The sequence below is a fragment of the Lysobacter helvus genome, from assembly GCF_018406645.1.
Lineage (GTDB): Bacteria > Pseudomonadota > Gammaproteobacteria > Xanthomonadales > Xanthomonadaceae > Noviluteimonas > Noviluteimonas caseinilytica.
Window position 1 is genome coordinate 3,169,785 of sequence record NZ_AP024546.1, and the last position, 18,116, is coordinate 3,187,900.

The following is an 18,116-nucleotide window of genomic DNA, read 5'->3' on the forward strand; positions in this document are numbered from 1 at the left end:
TGGTGTGCGTCGCTGTGCATTGGACGCGACGTGGGGCTATCCTGCCATGTAACCGTTTACACGACCATGCCGGCAGGAGGCCGTCCACGATGCCCACGTCGCAATCGCCTTTCGTGTTCCCCGAGGGCTTCCTCTGGGGCGCCGCCACCGCCGCGCACCAGATCGAGGGCTCCCCGCTCGCCGACGGCGCCGGTCCCAGCATCTGGACGCGCTTCGCGCACACGCCGGGGATGACCGTCAACGGCGACACCGGCGACGTGGCCTGCGACCACTACCACCGCTGGAAATCCGACGTGGCGCTGATGAAGTCGCTGGGCCTGAAGGCCTACCGCTTCAGCGTGTCGTGGTCGCGCATCCTGCCCGAGGGCACGGGGCGCGTGAACCAGGCCGGCGTGGATTTCTATTCGCGCCTGGTCGACGAACTGCTGGCCAACGACATCGAGCCGCTGCTCACGCTGTACCACTGGGACCTGCCGGCGGCGCTGGACGACCGCGGCGGCTGGTTGAACCGCGACATCGCCGACTGGTTCGCCGAATACGGCAGCGTGCTGTATCGCGCGCTCGACGGGCGGGTGAAGAAGTGGGTCACCCTCAACGAACCGTGGGTCGTCACCGACGGCGGTTACCTGCATGGCGCGCTCGCGCCGGGCCACAAGAGCAAGTACGAGACGCCGATCGCCACGCACAACCTGATGCGCGCGCATGGCGCGGCGGTGAAGGCGTACCGCGAGATCGGCAAGCACGAGATCGGGCTGGTGGTGAACATCGAGCCGAAGTATCCGGCCAGCGATTCGCCGGAAGACGCGGCGGCGGTGAAGCGGGCGCATGCGTACATGAACGAGCAGTACCTGGATGCGGCGTTGCTGGGCCGCTATCCGCCGGAACTGAAGAACGAGATCTTCGGCGATGCGTGGCCGGAGTGGGCCGATGCGGATTACGCGCTCATCAAGCAGAAGCTGGATTTCATCGGCATCAATTACTACACGCGCAGCGTGACGCAGGCCAACGACAGTTATCCGCTGAAGGCGGGCGCGGTGCGGCAGCCGTTGGGCACTTATACGGAGACCGGCTGGGAGGTGTTTCCGCAGGGGCTGATCGATTTGCTGGTGTGGTCGAAGGATCGCTACGGCAACGTTCCGACGTACATCACGGAGAACGGGGCGGCGTTCTTCGATCCGCCGGTCGCCGAGGGTGGACGCATCCGGGATCCGTTGCGGATGGATTACCTGCAGAAGCATCTGAAGGCGATCCGGTCTGCGATCGACCAGGGGTGCGATATCCGGGGGTACATGGTGTGGTCGTTGCTCGACAACCTGGAGTGGTCGCTGGGGTATTCGAAGCGCTTCGGGATCGTGCATGTGAACTACGGGACGCAGGAGCGGACGCCCAAGGACAGTGCGAAGTACTACTCGCGCGTGATTGCGACGCATGGGGAGAGCCTGGGCGACGCGTTGCCTTGAGGTTTTCGTCGCTGCGGAAGCAGGGATCCTGCTTTTGCTGTCATCCCCGCGAACGCGGGGATCCATGGGTCGCTGCAGAAGCCCGCTCGGGGTGAAGACCGCGTCGCCCGAACCCGCGGCGTGGTAAGAATTTCTCGCCGACGTGGCGGCGAAAATTCTCACCCCACCACGGGCTGGGGCATCACCATTCGAGCCTTTTCGATCAAGGGGCCGACCTTTTCCCAGGTTCGCTGGCGTGCGTGGTAACGCACGCGCAACCCAATCAATTCTTTCGCGACGAGCAAGAGCCCTTGAAGGAACGCGGGGGCGGCGGCCAGGAAACCCTCAATTTTTTTGCCGCGAAGCGGTCGCAGCTTTTGATTGCCGCGAAAGAAGTGATTGGGGTGTGCGTGCGTTACACGCACGCCTGCGACCTCATGCAAAGGTCGGCGCCTTGATCGAAATCGCGCGAAAGGTGATGCCCCAACCTGTGGTGGTGTGAGAATTTTCGCCGCCACGTCGGCGAGAAATTCTTACACCGCCGCGGGTTCGGGCGACGCGCAACTGCACCTCAAGCGGGCGTTTGCAAAGAAGCCCATGGATCCCTGCTTTCGCAGGCTGCGCTATCGCACGATTTCAACCGTGGCCGGTACGTGGGTGATCCGCAATTCCTGGCTGTGCCATTGCGCGGGTTTGCCGTCGATCGTGGTCGTGCCCGGTGTGCCTTTGAATGGCCACGGGAAGACCATGCCGCCACTCGGTGGTGTGAGGCCGTTGCCAATTTCCAGATGCAGGCGGTTTGCATCTGCACGCAACGAATACTTGAGGGGGCCGCCCGGAGTGCGGAGGCCTTCGACGGCGATGCCCTGCCCTGTCATCCAGTCGGCGGGAATGCCTGCGGCGATGACCAGGGCGTCGTCGGATTCGCGCGAATACGCGAACAGGTCCAGGGCGGAGCGCACGTAGTCGGAGGCGACCCAGGCGTGCGGGAGGTCGCCGAGGAAGAAGGGTTTGCGCGGGGTGCGCGAGACGACTTCCGCCCATTGGTTCCAGGCGCGCGGTTGCTGGTCCTTGAAGAAGAAGTCCAGCGCGGAATGCGCGCGGTCGCGCCAGCCCAGGCGGACGAAGGTGCCGATGGTGCGGAGTTCGTACGGGGTGTAGTCCTTCCATGCGCGCGTGTTGGTGCGGCGCTGTTCGAACTCGGTCCAGTAGCGCTCGAACGTGGCGAGCAACGCGTCCTGCGGGAGGTTGGCCTGTTCGCCGCCGGGGGCGAGCGCGATGGTGGTCGAGGTGGCGTCGAAGTCGCCGAGTTCGGCCGAACCCGGGAGGAAGTTGATGTTCTTGCGCGCCATCGCCAGCTTCAGCGAATCGCGCAGGTCGCCGGCGAACTGGTCGCGCGAGGCCGCGAAGCGCTTTGCGTCGGCATCGTGCCCGAGCCACTGCGCGATCTGGACCGCATCCTTGTAACCGCGCAGCGCCCAGAAATCGTCCCAGTACGAATGCATCGGCTTGGCCGAATAGCCTTCGTGGCTGATCGAGGCCGGCATCAGGCCGTAGAACGCGGGATTGGTGGCGCGGTTGGCTTCCGTGCGTTCGCTCGCACGCAGTGCGTCCATGTACTTCACAGCGCCCTGCACGTGCGGCCACATTGTTTCCAGCAATGCGCGGTCGTGCGTATAGCGATACACCTCGGCGGCCAGGAACACGAACTCACCGTGGCTGTCGTTCTCCGGCACGGGATCGGCGCCGCGATCGTCCACGCAGCATGGCACCTTGCCGTTCTCGAACTGGCGCGGCGCATACCAGCGCAGGAATTCGCTCGCGATGTCTTCGCGCCCCAGGCGCAGCAGGCCTTCGCCGATCATCGCGCCGTCGCGGATCCACGCGCGCGAATACGAGCGCGTGCCCGGTTGCAGGCGCGGCCCCACGCGGCTGATCGCCATGTGCCCGAGCGCGGTACGCAAGGTATCGACGATGCGCTGGCCCTGTGGCGGCACCTGGACGCGCACGCGATCGAGCTTGTCGTGCCACTGCGCGGCCACGGCCGCCTGCGCAGTCGCGGCTTCGCCCTGCTTGAGGATCGACGGCGGCTGGCCTTCGAGCGACGAGGACCACGCGAACTCCACCGACGCGCCCGGCGCGAGGTGCACGTCGTACTCGAACACGCCGCTCGCCAGCCCCGTCGGATCGTCCGCGAATGCAGTCTTCGACGGCAGCCCCTGCCCATCGAACGTCGTCGCCGAAACGCGATCGGCCTTCGGGAACACCGCCGCGCGCGGCACGTTGTCCACGGCCACGTATTGCGGATACAGCATCAGCTTGTTCAGCGGGCTCACGCCGCCGGTGGTGTTGAGGAACTGGCTCGGCGGGTTCACCTGGAACGGGCGCACGCGCAAGGCGAAGGTGTAATCCATCGGCGCGCGCGTCGTGTTGGCCAGGCGGTAGCGCGCGATGAGGCGCGCATCGGCGACTTCGCCCGCCGCCACGCCGCCCGCGCGCGGTTCGGCGAATGCGGTGATGTCGAGCGTGTAGTCCGGATGCGTCCACTGCACCGACGGCATCGGCAGGTAACCATCCTGCAGCGATTGCGTCGCGTGCACGTCGGCCCACGTGCTGCGCCGGCCGCGCGTCGTCACCATCGGTTCGAGGCTGAAGGCACCCTTGCCCAGTTCGATCGCACCGTCTTCGCCGAGCAGCGCCTGGTCGTGGCCGCCGTCTACGCCCACGATCGTCCAGTACGGTTGTTCGTTGACGAAGCCGCGCGGATACGCACCGCGCGGCGCACGCGCGGCGACGGCCTTGACGAAATCGTTCGGCGTCGCGCCGAAGGCCAGCGGTTGCGCATCGATCGCTTCGAGCGTGGCCGGGGTCGCCGGCTTCACGCGCAGGTAGCGTGCGTCGGTTTCCGGCAGCGCGAGGGAATCCTCGCCGCCGTCGGCGCCATGCACCTCGCGCAACACGCGCCACGCGCTGCCGTCTTCGGAGGCCGACACGGTGTAGTCGCGCGCGAACGCGTCGCGGTTCCAGCGCAGGATCGCGCCGCCGAGTTCGCGCTGCGTGCCCAGGTCCAGCGTCCATCCCTCCGCGCCGGGCGACAGCGTGCCCGTCAGCGGGCCGCTCGGCGGTGGCGGCAATGGCGTGAACGTGAGCGTGTCGAAGCACACCGCGCCGCGTCCGCCGTCGCCGCTGGCCAGGGTGAACTCGAGTTTCGCGCTGTGCTCCAGCGCGGTCTTCGGCGACGGGCCCCACGCCTTCGCGATGTCGCGCTTGCGGTACTGCAGCGGCGTCCAGTCGTCGGGCAGCTCGAACTTCGGCTTCACCGACCACCACACGTTGTCGCCGCTCGCATCGACGAGCTTGAACTGGAAATCGTTGCGCGCGCCCGTGCCGCGCACCTTGACGTCGAACGCGTAGTTGGCCGGATAGTCCAGCGGCAGGTCGCGCTGCAGGCCGACGTACCCGGCCACGCCGTGGAAGTCGTAATCCAGGCACAGCGCCGCACCGTCGGGCCCATCGACCTTGCGCAGGGTGCCGGTCACCTGGTCGGACTGGATCACCTTCCACGCGCGCAGGTCGGAGAAATCGTCCAGTGCGCGCGCGCCCTTCGGGCCGCCGCAGGCCGCCAACCCCAGCACGCATCCCGCCACGAACCACCGTCTCATCCCTTGACGCTCCCGACCAGCAGACCCTGCATGTAATACCGCTGGAGCACGAGGAACAACAAGAGCACCGGCAGGATGGTCACGACGGAACCCGCCATCATCAGTTCGTTGTCCTGCACGTGTTCGCGCGAGAGCGACGCCAGCGCGACAGGCAGCGTCTGCAGGTCCTGGTCGCCGAGCACGATCAGGGGCCACATGAAATCGTTCCATGCGCCGAGGAAGGCGAAGATAGCGAGCGTCACCAGGATCGGTCGCAACGCGGGCAACACCACCTGGAAGAAGATGCGCAGCTCGCCCGCGCCGTCGATGCGCGCCGCTTCCAGCAATTCATCCGGCAGCGAGCGCGCGTACTGGCGCACGAGGAAGATGCCGAAGATCCCCGCGAGCCCCGGCACCATCGCGCCGGCGTACGTGTTCACCAGCCCCATCTGCTTGAGCAGCAGGAACAGCGGCATCATCGCCACCTGCCCCGGGATCACCAGCGCGCCAAGCAAGGCGCGGAACGTCTGTTCGCGCCCGCGGAACTTCAGCTTCGCGAAGGCATAGCCCGCCAGCGTGTTGAGCAGCACCGACACCAGCGTGACGCCCGTGGCGATCAGCGCGCTGTTGACCAGGTAACGGCCCATGCCCGCGCGCAGGAACAGTTCGCGATAGTTGTGCAGCGTGGGCGACGACGGCCACCACGGCGGCGGGAAGTGGCTCGCCTCGCCCGGTTGCATGAAGGACACCGCGAGCATCCACGCCAGCGGCGCGACGGCCAGCACGGCGAGCGCGAACAGCAGGCCGTTGACGGTCGCCGCGGCGAGCATGCGCTTCGAACGTTCGTTGCCCTGCACGTCGATCATTCCGCCCCCCGCCTGCGCGCGAACCACAACAACCCGCTCGTGGTCGCCGTCATCAGCAGGAACAGCAGGAACGCCACCGCCGACGCGTTGCCCAGGTTCCACCACTTGAAGCCTTCTTCGTACATCAGGTACAGCACGCTGACGGTGCTCTGCAGCGGGCCGCCCTGCGTCATCACGTAAGGCTCGGCGAACAACTGGAAATAGCCCGCCATCGTGAGGATGCCCACCAGCAGCAACACCGGCCCGAGCATCGGCAGCGTGACGTGCACCAGTTGCCGCCACCACGACGCGCCGTCGATGCGCGCGGCTTCGTACAGGTCTTCGGGGATCGCCTGCAATCCCGCGAGGAAGATGATCATGTTGTAGCCGAAGTTCTTCCACACGGCGAACAGGATGATCGACGGCATCGCCCATCGCGGATCGCCGAACCAGTCGACCGGATCGATGCCGACCAGCGACAGGCCCCAGTTCGCCGCGCCGTACCGCGTGTGGAACAGATACCGCCAGATCACCGCGACCGCCACCACCGTCGTCACCACCGGCGCGAACAACGCGGTGCGGAACACGGGCTTGAAGCGCGCGAGCTTCGAGTGCAGCAGCAACGCCGCGGCCAGCGACACGAAGATCGACAGCGGCACGCCCGCGACGACGAAGTACAGCGTGTTGCCCAGCGCCTTCCAGAACAGCGGGTTGCCGAGCAGCTTGATGTAGTTGTCGAGCCCGACGAAGCGCAGGTTGCGCTGGTCGGCGAGCGCGTAGATGTCGAAGTCGGTGACGCTCAGGCCCAGCGCGGCGATGACCGGCAGCACGAAGAACAACGCGATCACCGTCAACGCGGGTGCAGCGAAGGCCCAGCCGGCGAGCGATGGCTTCATGGCGCGGCGCCCGGCAGCGTGTGGTGGTCGAGCATCCAGCGGCGCTTCTCGAGGATGGCATCGGCGCGGCGATCCATTTCCGCGGCGGCGACGTCGACGCTCATCTTGTCGTTGGCCACTTGTTCGCCGACGAGGCGGATCTCGGTGGCGATGCGTTCCCACTCCGGCACTTTCGGCGCGGGCACGGCGCGTTCGAGCTGGTCGCGGAACGCGCGCGCATACGGATCGTTCGCGAGCGCCGGCGTCTGCCACGGCGAACGGCGCGGCGGCAAATCGCCGGTGAGCGCATGGATGCGCACCTGCTGCGCGGGCTCGGACAACCACGCGATCAGTTGCCACGCCGCGTCCTTGTTCCGCGCGGACTTGAAGATCACGAAGCTGGTGCCGCCGGCGATCGACGCGCCCGGCCCGTCCGGGCCCGGCAACGGCATCGTCATCCAGTCGTCCGCCAGCGCCGGCGGCAGGCGCTTGCGGAACTCGGCGATGTTCCAGGGGCCGCTGATGTAGTAGCTGAAGTAGCCCTTGCCGAATTCGTCCCACACGTTGGAGATGCGCGTGTTGTCCACGCGCGGTGCCAGGTCTTCGTCGAACAGGCTCTTGTAGAACGCCAGCGTGCGCTTGTAGCTGGCGCTGCGGAAATTGCCGAAGCGGCCGCCGTCGCGCAGCAGCGGTTCGGGTTGCTGCACGGCGAGGTTGAGCAGCGGTTCGAATTCGTTGAGCGGCAGCAGCACCGCGTACTTGTCCGCGCCCGCGGCGCGCTTCAGCGCCACCATCGAGGCGCGCCAGGTCGTCCAGTCCTTCGGCGGCGCGGTCACGCCGGCCTTCGCGAGCAAATCGCGCCGGTAATACGGCACGCGCGTTTCGACGTACCACGGCACCGCGTACGTCCGGCCATCGATGACGCCGGAATCCCACGCGCCTTCGAAATAATCGGCGACGTCCACGGCCGGCGTCGCCTTGAGGCGCGCGTCGAGCGGCTCGAGCGCGCCGAGCGCGGCGAACTCCGGGATCCACGTGTTGCCCAACGGTACGACGTCCGGCAACGCATTGCCCGCGAACGCCGTCAGCAGCTTCTCGTGCGCGGCGGTCCAGGGTTGCTGCTGCAACCGCACCTTGATCCCGGGATGCGTGCGTTCGAACTCGGGCAGCAGCTGCGCAACGACTTCGCCTTCGTAGCCCATCGCCCAGAAGCGCACGACGGTGCCGCCCTGCGCTTCCGAATGCCGCGCGCAACCCGCGACGCACGCGAGCGCCGCGACGCACGCCAGCGCCCACGCGCGCAAGCCGGTGTTCACTGCGCTCCGTCGAGCCAGCCGCCGGTGAAGCCCGCGCGTTCCAGGCCTTTGCGGATGTAGGGATTGCGCCGCATCACCGACCACACGAAATCGCTGCGATGGTTTTCGATCATCAGCACGATCGGGCCCTGGTCGATGCCGAGGTAATCGCCATCGACCCACCCGGTGCCGGGCACGAGCTGGCCGTGGTGCAGTTTCGCGTCGGTGAACGTGAAGCTCGGATTGAAGGAATCGAGGAACCCGTACTGCGCGTAGATCGCCTTGCCGTAACGATCGTGCATCGCCTGGATCGCCGCGATCGATTGCTCGGGCACGAACGGCATCGACGCCGCGGCCGCCGTCGGCGCGATCGTGCCGTCGTCGATCGTGTACTCGGTGCCGGTGCCGCGCGCGGTGTAGGTCTGGAACAGGCGCGGCTTGCCCTTGAAGGAGATGGTCGCGTCGATCGGGCCATCGGAGGCCGTCAGGCCCCACACGTCTTTCCCGTAGCCGTCCCAGCCCGCGGGATTGGCGACCGCGTAGGCCTGCTGCGACAACGCCGCGCGACGGCTGTTCTCGAAGTAATCGATGCCGCGCCTGGCCATGTAGGCATCCTGGATGCCGCGGAAGTCGACCCACACGTGCGAATACTGGTGGCCGAACAGCGGCGGGAACGACAGGTGTTCCTGCCCCTGCACGGTGCCCCACGTCTTGTCGTAGGTCGACGTCCACGCGTCGTACGCGTCCTTGCCTACCGGATGCGTGGGCGAGCCCAGCGCGAGGAGGTAGACGAGGATCGCCTCGTTGTAGCCGTTCCAGTCGTAGGCGATGAAGCCCTTCTCCGGCGTCCAGCCCATCGAGATGCGCGGCTTGCGCGCCTGCGCCCACGGCCATTCGACCTTGCGATACAGCTTGTCGGCGAGCGCGCGGATTTCGGTTTCGCGCGGGTCCTTGCCGTCGTAGTACGTCTGCGCGAACAGCACGCCGCCCATCAGCAGCGTCGTGTCGACGGTGGACAGCTCCGTCGTCTCGAAGCGCGCACCGTGCTCCATGTCGATGAAGTGGTAGTAGAAGCCCTTGTAGCCGGTCATGCCGCGCGCGTCGGGGCCCTGCGGCGCGGTGTCGAAGAACCGCAGCGTGGCGAGCGTGCGATCCACCGCCTGGTCGCGCGTGATCCACCCGCGCTCCACGCCCACCCCATACGCGGTGAGGCCGAAGCCGACGGCCGCGATGCTGGAGAACGACGGCGTCGGCCAGCGATCCGGCACCAGGCCGTTCTTCGCGTTGGTGCGCTCCCAGAAATAATTGAACGTGCGGTGTTGCAGGTCGTCGACGAGCGGCGGCACGGTGTTGATGTCATGCGCCGTCGCGACCGTCGCCGGCGCAGCGGGAGGCTGCGCAGGTGGCTTCTGCTCCGCCGGCGGGGCCTTGCACCCCGCCAGCATCGCGACCGCGAGGAACGTTCCGAGGGCAATGCGTGGGGGATGCATCGCCATCAGAAGTCGAAGCCGACCGAGAGCTTGAACGTGCGCGGCGGGCCCTGGATGTTGTAGCCGTTCTGGTCGCCGAAGGTCGGGTTGAAGTCCGGGACCGGACCGCCGCGCCAGGTGTCGTAGTCCGTCCAGTTGTGCCAGTCGAACACGTTCAGCACGTCCACGCGCACCCACGGGGTGAAGCTGGTCTGCGTGTCGAAGGACTTCCGCAGCGCGAGGTCGAGCTGCTTGAAGCCGTACGTGCCATCGGGCACGAACTCATCGAAGAAGCAGTTGTTGAAGCTGGTGGTGTCGTGGCAGTTCACCGAATCCTTCGGATACGGGCTGGACACGGTGAGCTTGCCGGAGAACGTCATGTCCCAGATGGTGTCCATGAAGCCGCTGACCACCAGGCGGTTCTTCGGCACGCCCACCGACATCAGGAACGGCTGGTTGTCGAGGCTGGGATAGTCGAACAGGTAATGCTCGTCCGAGTTCGCGGCGTTGAAGCGGTTCTCCTTCGAATCGCTGTAGGTGTAGGCGAAGGTGATGCTCCACGGCGAATCGGTGGTGTAGGTCTTCTCCAGCGACACGAGGAACTGGTTGAGCTTCGTCTCGATGCCGTTGTCGGCCTTGATCAGCGTGCCGAAGCCCGGGATCGGGAAGCCGAAGGGCTGGTTGCCCCACGTCGCACCTGGTACCGCGGGATTGCGGAAGCTGCCATCGGGCCAGCGGTTGCCCAGCGAGAAGACGATGCCGTCCTTGCTGACGATGTGCACGTACGTCGTCGACAGCTGCCATTCCTGGCCCCACACGCCGAACGAATTGCGCATGCCCAGGCTGAACTGGTCGGAGTACGGCGTCTTGAGGTCGTTGTTGATCAGGTTCACTTCCGCGCCCAGGTTGGGCGTGGCCGCGACGATGCCGTACAGCGTGTTCGGATCGTAGAAGCTGCTGTTGAACGTGAAGCACTGCGCGTCGGTGGCCGGGTTGCACGGATGCGTTGGCGTGTTGAAGCGCAGTTCGTAGGTCGGGAACGTGCTCTTGGATTGCTCGAGCGCGAGGTAATCCCACAGGTTGCGATCGTAGGTGCGGCCCGCGCCGCCGAAGATCACGTGGCGTTCGTCGGCGAACAGGTCGTACGAGAAGCCCAGGCGCGGCTGCCACGCGCCGGTGAAGGCGTCGCGGTTGTTGCCGTCGCTGATGTAGTTCTCGATGTTGTAGTCCACGTTGGGCCCATGGATGTTGGGCCACGCGCGCAACGCAGCCACGAGGTTGGGCGGCGTCACGTAGTTTTCGTAGCCGGGGCTGCGCTCGTAGTCCCAGCGCAGGCCGAGGTTGAGCATCAGCTTCTCGGTGACCTGCCAGTCGTCCTGGAAGTAGATGCCGAACTGCTTGGCCTTGGTGGTGATGTCGCGGCTCGGCGAGCCCGGCACCTGCGCGCCGAACTGCACGCGCCACGGCACGTAGGTCCCGAAGCTGTTGTTGCCGAGGAAGATCTGCTCCGGCAGGTCCACCGAGTACTGCGGGTTGTAGGGCTGCTGCTCGAACGCGTTGATGTCGATGGTCTTGTACTTGAAGCCCGCCTTCATCGTGTGGCCTTCGAAGCCGAAGTACGAGAAGTCGTCCTGCAGCGACCAGCCCTTCTGGCCCTTGTCCTGGAAGTCGCGGCCGCCGCCCACGTTGAGCACGGCGCCCTGGAAGGGATCGCCGGTGGTGCCGGTGAAGCGGAAGCCGGGACCGATGGTCGTGGCGCGCGGGCTCCACTGCTCGTTCTCGAACGTGATGTGCGCGTCGTTGAGCCACTGCTCCTGGTTGTACTGCCAGCGCAGGTCGACGCGCGTGCTGTCGTTCTGCTTGGACGTGCCGTAGTCGAACGTGTCCTGGCCGCCGATGCCGGTGATCTCGGTTTCGTTGCGCTGCTTGAGCGACAACTCCACGAGGTTGTCGCCGTCGGGTTGCCACGTCAGCTTGCCGAACCACAGGTCTTCGTCGAACGGCGAGGACAGCGGCCCGGTGAACTGCTGCAGGTTGGCCGGCAGCGCGAAGCCGCCGTACATCTGGCCCGGCGTGATCGTGCGCGGGCTGTCGATGCTCTTGCCTTCGTAGGTGACGAAGTAGAACAGGCGGTCCTTGAGGATCGGGCCGCCGACGGACATGCCGTACTGCTCGGTGTGCGTGTTGGCTTCCACGCCCGCGCGTTCCTCGGCGGGCGTCATCGAGCGCCAGAAGTCCGACGTGCGATCCCAGAACACCGAGCCGCCGAAGTCGTTGGTGCCCGACTTCGTCACCGCGGTCACCGCGGCGCTGCTGATCTGGTCGTACTCGGCCTTGTAGTTGGACGTGATGACCTTGTACTCGCCCACCGCCAGCTGCGGGAACGGGTTGCCGCGGCTGGAATCCTGGCCGCTGATGCCGCCCTTGAGCACGTAGTTCTTCTGGCCCACGCCGTCGATGAAGACGTTGACGCCGTTGGAGTTCTGCGCGCCGCTGCGCAGCTTGGTGGAGTCGTCGTTGCCGGTGTCGAAGATCACGCCCGGGACGGTGTCGGCGAACGACAGGAAGTTGCGGCTGGACTGCGGCAGCGATTCGATCTTCTTCGGCGTCACGTAGGTCGCGACTTCCGACGTGCGCGTTTCCTGCACGGCGCCGACCACTTCGACCGATTGCAGCTGCGCCGGGCCGCCCGCGACGTTCAGCGTGACGTTCTGACCGACCGACAACGTCACGGTGCGCGACTGCCCGCCTTCGACATCCACGCGGTACACGCCCGGCGGCAGGCCGGCGAGGATGTAGTTGCCGTCGGCGCCGGCCTGCACGCTGCGCGACAGGCCGGTGGCGGTGTTGGTGGCGGTGACGCGCGTGGATGCCGTGGCGGCACCCCGCAACGTGGCGGACGTGCTTTGCGCGAAGGCCGGTGCGCCCAGTGCGAGGACGCAGCTGGCGAGCGCGACCGCGAGCAGGCGCGGCGTGGGGCGGTGAATGGTGCGAGGCTTCATGGCGTGTCCCTCTCCCAAAATTCTTGTTGCAAGAAAAATCTGGATGGATCGAACGCAGGGGCCGCGCACGGCCTCTAGGAACTGTCGCGGCGCTCGCCGTGCGGAGCCGGCGGCGTATCGCGTTGTGTCGATTCGCGCACCACGAGGTGCGGAGCGATGGGGGCGCTGTCGAGCGGCGTGCCCGCGATCAGCGCGCGCAATGCGAGACCACCGAGTTCGGCGATGTCGACGGCGATCGTCGTCAGCGAGGGATGCACGTAGCGCGCGAGCGGGATGTCGTCGAAGCCGGCGAGCGCGATGTCGTCCGGCACGCGCAGGCCGGCCTGGTGGAACGCGAACAGGCAGCCGAGCGCGGTCATGTCGTTGGCGCAGAACACGGCGTCGGGCCGCTCCGCCATCGCGATGATGGCCTGGCCGGCGCGATGGCCGGAGGATTCGTCGAACGCGCCGGGCAGCACGATGGGATCGGCGTCGGGCAGGAATTCGGCGAGCGCTTCGCGATAGCCGCGCAGGCGTTCGGCGGCGTCGAAGTTGCCTTCGGGGCCGGCGACGAACGCGATGCGGCGGAACCCGCGCGCCGCCAGGTGCTGCACCATGCCGCGCGCACCGCCGTGGTTATCGACGCGCAGCGTGCCCAGGCCGATGCCCGTCAGGCCGGTGTTGATGAGCACGACCGGATGCGCGTCGTCGAAGTCGTCCGCCAGCGGCGTGCTTTCGACGAAGGGCGACATCACCAGCAGGCCGTCGACGCGGCCGCGCATCGCGCGCAGCGCCACGCCCTGCTCTTCCGGGTGGCCGTGGTAACTGGAGACGAGGAGATACAGATCGTGCTCGCGCGCCACCTGGTCGATGCCGCGCATGAGTTCGGAAAAGAACTCGCCGTGGAGGTCCGGCAGGACGACGCCGATGGTGCGGGTGCGCCGGCTGCTGAGGCTGCGGGCGGCGTGGTGGGGGACGTAGCGGAGTTCCTTCGCGGCGTCGATCACCCGGGCGCGCACGCCGCTGGCGACGTTTTCGCGTCCATTGAGGGCGCGGGAGACCGTGGCCACGGATACCTGGGCCAGCCTCGCCACATCCCGGATCGTCACGACATCACCCATCCGTGCTGACCTCGAATCCCCGTTGCGTCCCGAATGTAAACGTTTTCACAACCGGGTGTAAACAAGGCGTAAAGATCAGCGCAGGGTTGGGAACTTCAGGCCCTGGCCTCGTCCGGGGTGCGGGCCCGGATGGAAAGCGCGTGGATGTCGGTGGTCATCATCTCGCCCACCGCGGCGTAGACGGCGCGATGGCGCGCCAGCGAAGCCAGCCCGCGGAAGGCGTCGCTGACGATGTCGACGTTGAAGTGCCCCCGCCCGTCCCGCGCGCCGGCGTGGCCGGCATGGCGGGCGCTGTCGTCGACGACCTCGAGGAACGTGGGCGAAAGCGCCGAATCCAGCGCCGCGCGGATCCGTTCGACGCGATCGCTCACGGCAGCACCGGCTTGAACGGACGCACGTCCACGCGGGTGTAGACGCCGGCCTCCACGTAGGGATCGGCATCGGCCCAGGCGCGGGCGGCCTCGATCGATTCGAACTCGGCGATCACGATGCTGCCGCTGAAACCCGCCGGGCCCGGGTCTTCCGCATCGATCGCCGGGCACGGGCCCGCGAGCAGCAGGCGGCCCTGGTCGCGCAGGTCGGTGAGCCGGGCCACGTGGGCGGGGCGCGCGGCCATGCGGCTTGCGAGCACGTCGGCTCCGTCGTGTCCTTCGATGGCGTACCACATGGGCGTCGATGCACCTGCTGGATCGGGGCCGCGATTCTAAGGTGTGGACAGTGCCGGTCGACCCCCGTACCCTTGCGACCATTGTTCGAGGCCGGCCACACGCGGCCCACCGCGATCCGATGGCACCGCCGCCCGGATCCCCTTGCAAGCGACTTTTCGATCCGCGACCGCGCCCGGGCCCGCCCGTTCGCCGCCGCCTTGCACCAGCAGTGGCCCGGAGGGGGCCGCGAAACGCATGTCCGAAGAACCGAGCGTGCCCGTGCCCGAGGCGACAGCCGCAGGCGCACACCCGACATCCATGGCCGGTCCCCACCCGCAGCAGCAGGAAATGCCGCTGGCGATGGTGCTCGGCCAGCCGGTGCTGCAGATCCCGCAGGACCTGTACATCCCGCCGGACGCGCTCGAGGTCATCCTCGATGCGTTCGAAGGCCCGCTGGACCTGTTGCTGTACCTGATCCGCCGCCAGAACCTGGACATCCTGGACATCCCGGTCGCCGAGATCACGCGCCAGTACGTCACCTACATCCAGGCGATGCACGAGATGCGCTTCGAGCTCGCCGCCGAATACCTGGTGATGGCCGCGATCCTGGCCGAGATCAAATCCCGGATGCTGCTGCCGCGGCCGCCGAGCGAGGAAGGCCTGGAAGACGACCCGCGCGCGGATCTCGTGCGCCGCCTCCAGGAATACGAACGCTTCAAGCAGGCCGCCGAAGACCTCGACGCCCTACCCCGCCAGGATCGCGACACGGCCCCGGTGTCGGCCTTCGTGCCGGATCGCGCGTCGGTGAAGTTGCCGCCGCCGGTGGACCTGCGCGAAATGCTGCTGGCGCTGGCCGACGTGCTCAAGCGCGCCGAGCTCTTCACGCAGCACGCCATCAAGCGCGACGCACTGAGCGTGCGCCAGCGCATGGGCGAGCTGCTGGAACGGATGGGCGATGGCGCCTTCCATCGCTTCGAGTCGCTGTTCGTGGTGCACGAGGGCAAGCTGGGCGTCGTGGTGACGTTCCTGGCCTTGCTCACGCTCGCCAAGGAACAGCTGGTCGAAATCCTCCAGGAGCCGCCGAGCGACGCGCATGGCGACATGCGCACGCTGGCCCCGATCTACGTCAAGTCGCTCGCCGTCGGCGACGACGCCCCCGACGCCCTCGAACTGTCGAGCGAGTTCGACGACGAACCCGCCGCCAACGATTCCAACGCCTGAGCCCCATGGACCAAACCTTCATCACGCGCATCGTCGAAGCCGCCCTCATGGCGGCCAACCAGCCGCTCACCCTGGCGCAGCTGCACGGGTTGTTCTCGCTGGACGATCCGGCGCCGGACGATTCGGTGGAGCAGGCGCTCGAAACGCTGCGCGAGCAGTGCGCGGATCGCGGCGTGGAACTGGTGGAACTGGCGTCCGGCTTCCGCTTCCAGGTGAAGGCCGACGTGCATGCGTGGGTCGCGCGCCTGTGGACCGAACGCCAGACCAAGTACACGCGCGCCACGCTCGAAACCCTCGCGCTCATCGCCTATCGCCAGCCGATCACGCGCGGCGAGATCGAACAGGTGCGCGGCGTGGCGGTCAACAGCAACATCATCAAGGCGCTCGAGGAACGCGAATGGATCCGCGTGGTGGGCCACCGCGACGTGCCGGGCAAGCCCGCACTGTTCGGCACCACCAAGGGCTTCCTCGATTACTTCGGCCTCAAGCGCCTGGACGAACTGCCGCCGTTGTCCGAACTCAAGGACCTCGGCGAGCTCGAACCGCAACTGCAGTTCGAACCCGAAGCCGCGGCGTCCCTGCCCGTCGGCGACATGCCCATGGACGACAGCGTCATGGACGAACCCGCGATGGACGACGAAGCCATCGACGACCTCCCTTTGAACGACGCGCACGGCGTCGCCCCCGAAGCCCCCAACGATTACGAAGATGACGACGCCGAAACGGCCTCGTCGGAGCAGACCCATGAGTGAGCAAGACCGCCCGCGCAAGCTTTCGCTGAAGCGCGGTGCAACCGAAACGTCCGCCGACGCGCCCCGCCTCGAGGAGCGCCTGCACAAGGTGCTCGCGCAGGCCGGCCTCGGCTCCCGCCGCGCGCTCGAGCAGCGCATCGCCGACGGCCTGATCCGCGTCAACGGCAACGTCGCCCAGGTCGGCATGAGCGTCACCGGCGGCGACAAGATCGAAATCGACGGCCGCACGTTCGTCGCCAGCGCGCTGACCGAACCGGCGCGCGTGCTGATCTACAACAAGCCCGAAGGCGAAGTCACCACGCGCGAAGATCCCGAAGGCCGCCCGACCATCTTCGAATCCCTGCCCGCCCTGAAGGGTGCGCGCTGGATCGCGATCGGCCGCCTCGACATCAACACCACCGGCCTGCTGGTGCTCACCACCGATGGCGAACTCGCCAACGCGATGATGCATCCCTCCTTCGAAGTCGAACGCGAGTACGTGTGCCGCGTGCGTGCGCCCGAAGGCGAAGACACCGTGCCGGACAAGCTGGTCGACCGCCTGCAGCGCGGCGTGCTGCTCGACGACGGCCCGGCGCAGTTCAACGAAATCGAACGCCTGAAGGGCAACGAAGACGGATCGCACGACTGGTTCCGCGTGCTCCTCAAGGAAGGCCGCAACCGCGAAGTGCGCCGCCTGTGGGAATCGCAGGGCTGCCAGGTCTCGCGCCTGAAGCGCATCCGCTACGGCGACGTGTCGCTGCCGCAGCCGCTGCTGCGCGGCCAGTCGCAGGAACTCGCGCCCGACAAGGTCGCCGCGCTGCGCGCGAAGGTCGGCCTCGAAGAAGGCGCGCCCTCCTCGCTCACGCTGATGCCGGTGATCGGCCAGCGCAAGGCTGCCAAGTCGACGCTGCATTTCGGCGGCGCGAAGGGCGGCGGTTACGTCGGCGGCCACAACACGGCAGACGAAGGCCGCGAACTGCGTCGCTTCGACCACGTGCGCGACGATCGTCGCCCGGGTCGCGGCGGCAAGAAGCCGCATGGCGGTTTGACGGTCAGCGGCGAAGCCGCGGCGAATGCCGGCAACAAGGCGTTCAAGCCGAAGGGTCCGCGCCAGGCCGGCCAGCGCATGCGTCCGGGTGAATCGCGCGATGCGGGTGCGCCGAGCGAATTCCGCACGTGGTACGTGCCGGAAGGCGTCGCCACGGGTCCGACCGGCCATCGCAATCCCGATGGTGCGCGCGGTCCGCGCAAGCCCTACGGCAACAAGCCGGGCGGCGGCGCGGGTGGCCCGCGTCCGGGGGGTGGTGGTCCGCGTCCGGGGGGCGGCGGTCCGCGTCCGGCCGGCGCCGGTGGTCCGCGTCCGTACGGCAACGGCGGTGCAGCGAATCGCGGTGATGCGCGTGGTCCGCGCGGTCCCGGGGGTCCGGGCGGCGGCGGTGGCGGGCATCGTCCGTACGGGCATCCCGGCAACGCGCCGAGCTTCCCGTCCGATCACGCGAATCCCGGCGGTTTCAATCCGTACGCCGACAAGCCGCGTGGTCCGCGTCCGGCGGGTCCGGGCGGTCCGCGTCCTGGCGGCGCACGCCCCGGCGGTCCGCGTCCGGGTGGCGCACGTCCCGGCGGTGCGCCTGGCGGCCAGCGTCCGGGCGGTCGTCCCGGTGGTCCGCGTCCCGCGGGTCCGCGTCCGGGCGGTCCGCGCGGTGGCGGGCGTCCCGGTGGCGGTCGCCATTCGGGCGGCTGATCCACGGCGGCAATGACGAACGAAGGGCGCGCAAGCGCCCTTCTTCGTTTCCGGTGGCAAGCAGACTTCGTCGTCGCTTCACGTTCGCGCCATCGTCGCTTCGTCGCGGT

13 protein-coding genes and 1 pseudogene are annotated in these 18,116 nt (G+C 67.5%); 4 read left to right on the forward strand and 10 right to left on the reverse strand.

Features of this window, described 5'->3' with window-relative positions; all coding sequences use genetic code 11:
- The first annotated feature begins 89 nt into the window (after positions 1 to 89).
- Positions 90 to 1,460 carry a GH1 family beta-glucosidase gene (locus LYSHEL_RS15435; protein ID WP_213434930.1) on the forward strand — a complete coding sequence of 457 codons (1,371 nt, stop codon included), beginning with the start codon at positions 90 to 92 and terminating at the stop codon, positions 1,458 to 1,460.
- A 158-nt stretch (positions 1,461 to 1,618) separates the two neighbouring features.
- Here LYSHEL_RS15435 and LYSHEL_RS15440 read toward each other — a convergent pair whose 3' ends face one another.
- The 10 genes from LYSHEL_RS15440 to LYSHEL_RS15485 form a co-directional block, all read right to left on the reverse strand.
- A complete protein-coding gene (locus tag LYSHEL_RS15440; RefSeq protein WP_213434931.1) occupies positions 1,619 to 1,882 on the reverse strand; it encodes a hypothetical protein in 264 nt (87 codons plus the stop codon).
- 180 nt (positions 1,883 to 2,062) lie between these two features.
- Positions 2,063 to 5,101 (reverse strand): discoidin domain-containing protein, encoded by a 3,039-nt coding sequence (locus LYSHEL_RS15445; RefSeq protein ID WP_213434932.1) that lies wholly within the window; start codon positions 5,099 to 5,101, stop codon positions 2,063 to 2,065.
- A complete protein-coding gene (locus LYSHEL_RS15450) occupies positions 5,098 to 5,910 on the reverse strand; it encodes a carbohydrate ABC transporter permease (protein WP_213437874.1) in 813 nt (270 codons plus the stop codon). The genes LYSHEL_RS15445 and LYSHEL_RS15450 overlap by 4 nt, the downstream gene beginning before the upstream one ends.
- A gap of 32 nt (positions 5,911 to 5,942) precedes the next feature.
- Positions 5,943 to 6,821: a carbohydrate ABC transporter permease gene (locus LYSHEL_RS15455; protein WP_213434933.1), complete on the reverse strand. Its 879-nt coding sequence runs from the start codon at positions 6,819 to 6,821 to the stop codon at positions 5,943 to 5,945.
- Positions 6,818 to 8,116: a sugar ABC transporter substrate-binding protein gene (locus LYSHEL_RS15460; RefSeq protein ID WP_244858579.1), complete on the reverse strand. Its 1,299-nt coding sequence runs from the start codon at positions 8,114 to 8,116 to the stop codon at positions 6,818 to 6,820. The genes LYSHEL_RS15455 and LYSHEL_RS15460 overlap by 4 nt, the downstream gene beginning before the upstream one ends.
- Positions 8,113 to 9,591, reverse strand: a complete 1,479-nt coding sequence (locus LYSHEL_RS15465) for a glucoamylase family protein (protein ID WP_407075149.1) — start codon at positions 9,589 to 9,591, stop codon at positions 8,113 to 8,115. Before LYSHEL_RS15465 ends, LYSHEL_RS15460 begins: the two co-directional genes overlap by 4 nt.
- Positions 9,591 to 12,566 carry a TonB-dependent receptor gene (locus LYSHEL_RS15470; protein WP_213434934.1) on the reverse strand — a complete coding sequence of 992 codons (2,976 nt, stop codon included), beginning with the start codon at positions 12,564 to 12,566 and terminating at the stop codon, positions 9,591 to 9,593. Before LYSHEL_RS15470 ends, LYSHEL_RS15465 begins: the two co-directional genes overlap by 1 nt.
- Before the next feature lie 74 nt (positions 12,567 to 12,640).
- Positions 12,641 to 13,666 (reverse strand): LacI family DNA-binding transcriptional regulator, encoded by a 1,026-nt coding sequence (locus LYSHEL_RS15475; protein WP_213434935.1) that lies wholly within the window; start codon positions 13,664 to 13,666, stop codon positions 12,641 to 12,643.
- A 95-nt stretch (positions 13,667 to 13,761) separates the two neighbouring features.
- Positions 13,762 to 14,037, reverse strand: a complete 276-nt coding sequence (locus LYSHEL_RS15480; protein WP_213434936.1) for a BolA family protein — start codon at positions 14,035 to 14,037, stop codon at positions 13,762 to 13,764.
- Complete coding sequence (locus tag LYSHEL_RS15485; RefSeq protein WP_213434937.1) at positions 14,034 to 14,333, reverse strand: YciI family protein; 300 nt, start codon at positions 14,331 to 14,333, stop codon at positions 14,034 to 14,036. The genes LYSHEL_RS15480 and LYSHEL_RS15485 overlap by 4 nt, the downstream gene beginning before the upstream one ends.
- A 298-nt stretch (positions 14,334 to 14,631) precedes the next feature.
- Between LYSHEL_RS15485 and LYSHEL_RS15490 the strand changes: the two genes are divergently transcribed.
- The 3 genes and pseudogenes from LYSHEL_RS15490 (at position 14,632) to LYSHEL_RS15500 (ending at position 18,006) form a co-directional block, all read left to right on the forward strand.
- Complete coding sequence (locus LYSHEL_RS15490; protein WP_244858581.1) at positions 14,632 to 15,534, forward strand: segregation and condensation protein A; 903 nt, start codon at positions 14,632 to 14,634, stop codon at positions 15,532 to 15,534.
- Positions 15,535 to 15,539: 5 nt separating this feature from the next.
- Positions 15,540 to 16,259 (forward strand): annotated as a pseudogene (scpB, locus tag LYSHEL_RS15495) (SMC-Scp complex subunit ScpB); the annotation flags it as partial.
- A 19-nt stretch (positions 16,260 to 16,278) separates the two neighbouring features.
- Positions 16,279 to 18,006, forward strand: a complete 1,728-nt coding sequence (locus tag LYSHEL_RS15500; protein WP_213434939.1) for a pseudouridine synthase — start codon at positions 16,279 to 16,281, stop codon at positions 18,004 to 18,006.
- Positions 18,007 to 18,116 lie beyond the last annotated feature (110 nt).

What these genes read in the sequence shown, in the direction of transcription:
- LYSHEL_RS15435 (WP_213434930.1), top strand. Translation starts at nt 90, where the DNA reads ATGCCCACGTCGCAATCGCCTTTCGTGTTCCCCGAGGGCTTCCTCTGG.
- LYSHEL_RS15445 (WP_213434932.1), bottom strand. Translation starts at nt 5,101, where the DNA reads ATGAGACGGTGGTTCGTGGCGGGATGCGTGCTGGGGTTGGCGGCCTGC.
- LYSHEL_RS15450 (WP_213437874.1), bottom strand. Translation starts at nt 5,910, where the DNA reads ATGCTCGCCGCGGCGACCGTCAACGGCCTGCTGTTCGCGCTCGCCGTG.
- LYSHEL_RS15455 (WP_213434933.1), bottom strand. Translation starts at nt 6,821, where the DNA reads ATGAAGCCATCGCTCGCCGGCTGGGCCTTCGCTGCACCCGCGTTGACG.
- LYSHEL_RS15465 (WP_407075149.1), bottom strand. Translation starts at nt 9,591, where the DNA reads ATGGCGATGCATCCCCCACGCATTGCCCTCGGAACGTTCCTCGCGGTC.
- LYSHEL_RS15470 (WP_213434934.1), bottom strand. Translation starts at nt 12,566, where the DNA reads ATGAAGCCTCGCACCATTCACCGCCCCACGCCGCGCCTGCTCGCGGTC.
- LYSHEL_RS15475 (WP_213434935.1), bottom strand. Translation starts at nt 13,666, where the DNA reads ATGGGTGATGTCGTGACGATCCGGGATGTGGCGAGGCTGGCCCAGGTA.
- LYSHEL_RS15485 (WP_213434937.1), bottom strand. Translation starts at nt 14,333, where the DNA reads ATGTGGTACGCCATCGAAGGACACGACGGAGCCGACGTGCTCGCAAGC.
- LYSHEL_RS15490 (WP_244858581.1), top strand. Translation starts at nt 14,632, where the DNA reads ATGGCCGGTCCCCACCCGCAGCAGCAGGAAATGCCGCTGGCGATGGTG.
- LYSHEL_RS15500 (WP_213434939.1), top strand. Translation starts at nt 16,279, where the DNA reads ATGAGTGAGCAAGACCGCCCGCGCAAGCTTTCGCTGAAGCGCGGTGCA.